5 protein-coding genes are annotated in these 3,262 nt (G+C 40.1%); 1 reads left to right on the top strand and 4 read right to left on the bottom strand.

Features of this window, described 5'->3' with window-relative positions; genetic code table 11:
• Positions 1 to 58: 58 nt before the first annotated feature.
• Positions 59 to 961, bottom strand: a complete 903-nt coding sequence (locus tag AC075J_RS00380; RefSeq protein WP_070102141.1) for a macro domain-containing protein — start codon at positions 959 to 961, stop codon at positions 59 to 61.
• Positions 962 to 1,176: 215 nt separating this feature from the next.
• Here AC075J_RS00380 and AC075J_RS00385 point away from each other — a divergent pair, with 215 nt between their 5' ends.
• Positions 1,177 to 1,359 (top strand): transposase domain-containing protein, encoded by a 183-nt coding sequence (locus AC075J_RS00385; RefSeq protein ID WP_226839704.1) that lies wholly within the window; start codon positions 1,177 to 1,179, stop codon positions 1,357 to 1,359.
• A 412-nt stretch (positions 1,360 to 1,771) separates the two neighbouring features.
• Here AC075J_RS00385 and AC075J_RS00390 read toward each other — a convergent pair whose 3' ends face one another.
• The 3 genes from AC075J_RS00390 to AC075J_RS00400 all read right to left on the bottom strand — a co-directional run.
• A complete protein-coding gene (locus tag AC075J_RS00390) occupies positions 1,772 to 2,251 on the bottom strand; it encodes a hypothetical protein (protein ID WP_055058916.1) in 480 nt (159 codons plus the stop codon).
• A gap of 131 nt (positions 2,252 to 2,382) precedes the next feature.
• On the bottom strand, positions 2,383 to 2,796 hold the full coding sequence (locus AC075J_RS00395) for an SOS response-associated peptidase family protein (protein ID WP_081018931.1): 414 nt from the start codon (positions 2,794 to 2,796) through the stop codon (positions 2,383 to 2,385).
• 156 nt (positions 2,797 to 2,952) lie between these two features.
• Positions 2,953 to 3,262 (bottom strand): SDR family NAD(P)-dependent oxidoreductase (locus tag AC075J_RS00400; RefSeq protein WP_476389827.1); only part of this gene is annotated, 310 nt, incomplete at its 5' end.

Consider the following 3,262-nt stretch of genomic DNA (forward strand, 5'->3'; position numbering starts at 1 on the left):
CATTGGTGTCAGACCCCAATGCTACAAATGTGTTGCCTCACCTTCTTTCAAGCAAATTCTAGTTCTTTACGCTTTTATTCAAAAGATCATCTAAGCGAAGTAACATTTTTAACAAATTACCATTTTCTATTTCTGCTGCAACATTACCATCACCGAAACGTTCACTCCTTTGAATCAAGGTGAGTCTTGTATTAATCTGCTCTACAGACATCTCACTTGGTACTATGTTTCTCGGCTGTTGTTCCATATGTTTTCCATAATCTCTATCCGGCTTCATAAGGTTAAACACCTGCCAAATCCCCTCTGGATAGATTGGAAAGGGAAAATAATTCAATCCATTTTTTGATGGCGGTGTTTTCCATTCAATTTTCCGTATTTTACACAACAGCTCTATACACTGCCACAGCTTTTCTTTATCAATAGATACCAACAATGAATCACCTGTATAATCGAACATAGCATGATATATTTCCTGTCCCATAGCAAGCATCGTATCATCTAATACAGCAAAATAGACTTCCATATCCACAAAAGAATCAAGAGAATCTGCAACTGCCCTTAGTACCACTTGCCACGCTTCTTTCTTTGGATAACCATATATACCAGAGGAAATTAGAGGAAATCCTATAGATTTACATCCATTATCCCGTGCTAAAAGCAATGCCGTTTGATAGCATTTTCGAAGCAAATGTTCTTTATTATGACTGCCACCATGCCACTGTGGTCCAACAGCGTGAATAATATATTTGGCTTTCAACTGAAACCCTGGTGTGATCACAGCATTTCCTGTATCGCAATGACCTATCTTCGTGCAAGCATCTGTCAATTCATTATATCCGGCTTCTTTGAAAATAGCTCCGCATACTCCACCGCCTGCCCACAATCCTTCATTGGCAGCATTAACCACACAATCGACATCTAACTTTGTTACACTTTTTTTAACAATATGTATGCGTTCCATAGATTTTCCTCCCCTATGTGTATGATACTTTTATACAACTACATATTTGATTCTTTTTACTAGATATTTTCCAAAGTCTATATTGGATTGCTTATCAATGAACGGCTCTTTTTTTATTTCAGTTGTACTTCATAGGGTCAGACTCAGACATTCTTGCATGGCTGTTCGCTGATACTCCGAAAGGAGCATTTGCAAATGGAGTATTATATACACTGGTGGAAAGCGCCAGAGCGAATGAACTGGATGTCTATGAGTATCTGAAATATCTGCTCACTGAAACGCCAAACAATCATCATCTGGAAGATCCATCCGTTATCGACAGTCTTCTGCCCTGGTCAAAAGAACTGCCAGAGCAGTGCCTTTTAAAAAGGAACAGAAAAAAGTGCCTCAAACATTGATGTAGGTATTATAGCAGGAACTCTGGCTTTTTTTTTCTCTCTTTCCACTCTATTTCCGATTTTATACTTCTTTTATAGATCTTTTAACTCTGCTTTATCCTTTTAGTTGTACTTCGCAAAGTCAGACCCAGACATTCTCTACAACCCCAACAATCCTGTGTGCCATAGCAAAAGAGATCGGTGGTTTCGACAAGATAAGCAATCTTTATTACGACGGGAACTGGAGCGAACACTGGTATGCCCGTGTGACTATTGGGAACCAGACAAAAGATTACACGTTTTGTCCGGATGTGAGTACTGGAGACATTGGAGAAATTCGGAAAATAAATTTTATGGACACTTCCAAAATGACAAAAATTTATTAACCAAACAAATGAGCAGAAACAGCATTAAAACTGTTTCTGCCCTGTTGTTATAAATCTATATTATCCATTTTTGTATTACCACTCTGGCGGTAGATTTTCATATATTTTCCGCTTGTATCCAGAGTACTCCGATTCCACCTGGCGGTATATGTCTGCTTTACTTTTAATTTGACGTATCCTTTGTACAATTTTAATGTTCCAGTGCCGGAATTGCCCCATGTATCTTTCCACTTAAAAGAAACTGTGTTTCCTTTACGCTTTGCTGTAATGGGAGCAGTCGCATAGATAGGCGAACCATTGACTCCCAGTTTTTCAAGCTGAAGCCTGACTTTGGTACTGGTAACCTTATTTACAATGACGGAATAGCTCGGCTTGATGGTGACCGTCATATTGCTTGAAACAGACCATGTTTTTGTGTAGGTCCCGGTGTATTTACCGGAAGCTGCTTGGGCTGGCTGGTAAAACGTAACAGTAATCATGATAGTCAGCATTAAGAATAGTAATCTGGAAAACCTTTTTCTCTTCATGGTAATCAAATCCTCCTTTATGTTTATAAACATATTGTACTACTGGATTTATATGGAAACAAGGACGAAATACGGATTTGGAAGTTTTAAAAACCTTGACCAGGGCGAATATGAAATCACAGAAATTAAGACTAAGCCTGCAGAAGTACAGGCATTTTGCTATTATCAAACCAGTCACAGAACCCTGCCATGTACAGCACAGAGGAATCCAGTCTGGTAAAGATACTCTTTTCTTTCAGGGAATTCCATTCGTAGAAACCGCCTGCCGGAATCAACAGCCGGTGATATAAGATCCCGTTTTGAAAAGAAGGTTTATCCAAAACAGTTTCTACCCTTGCATTGATGACCAGACCCTTGCTTTTTGACAGGGGATATCCCCATCTGCATATACCCAGTTCCAGTCCGTGTTCTGACTGTCCAATGACTGGTGCGACATCGGTCGGACGGGTATCTCCTTGTGCCAGCCAGATCCTCCCATCTATGTTCTGTACCACTCTGGAAATATCTTCCGTCATACCGGGATCAATGTAATATCTGCTGCACATAGTTCTCTCCTATTTAAGAATTCATGTACTGACAGTACGTTAGACTTGGATGATTTTCCTTAGGGTACTATATTTTGATTTATCTCTGCAGTCAGATCCTACGTACTGAAAAAAGGAGTCCAAATGACTCCTTTTTCTAATGCATATCAATTATTTTTAAAATATCGTATATCCGCCATCTACAGCCAAAGCTGCTCCATGGATGAAACTAGCTTCGTCTGATGCAAGGAATGCAATGGCCTGTGCTACTTCGATAGGTTCTCCAGGACGTTTTGCCGGACTCATTCCAATCTTCATTGTTACCGGATGCTGTGGAATTGCAAGCACACGTGCAATCATATCTGTTGCAATCGGTCCTGGAAGAACAGCATTTATACGCACTCCTGTACGTCCATGATCCAATGACATCTGACGGGTGAGTCCAAGAAGGCCATGTTTAGCAGAAGTGTAAGCAAGCCCTCCGCGG

Source organism: Blautia sp. ZXY-1-C6 (assembly GCF_056339875.1).

Bases quoted from the DNA above. Each gene is read 5' to 3' on its own strand.
- AC075J_RS00380 (WP_070102141.1), bottom strand. From the start codon at position 961: ATGGAACGCATACATATTGTTAAAAAAAGTGTAACAAAGTTAGATGTC.
- AC075J_RS00390 (WP_055058916.1), bottom strand. From the start codon at position 2,251: ATGAAGAGAAAAAGGTTTTCCAGATTACTATTCTTAATGCTGACTATC.
- AC075J_RS00395 (WP_081018931.1), bottom strand. From the start codon at position 2,796: ATGTGCAGCAGATATTACATTGATCCCGGTATGACGGAAGATATTTCC.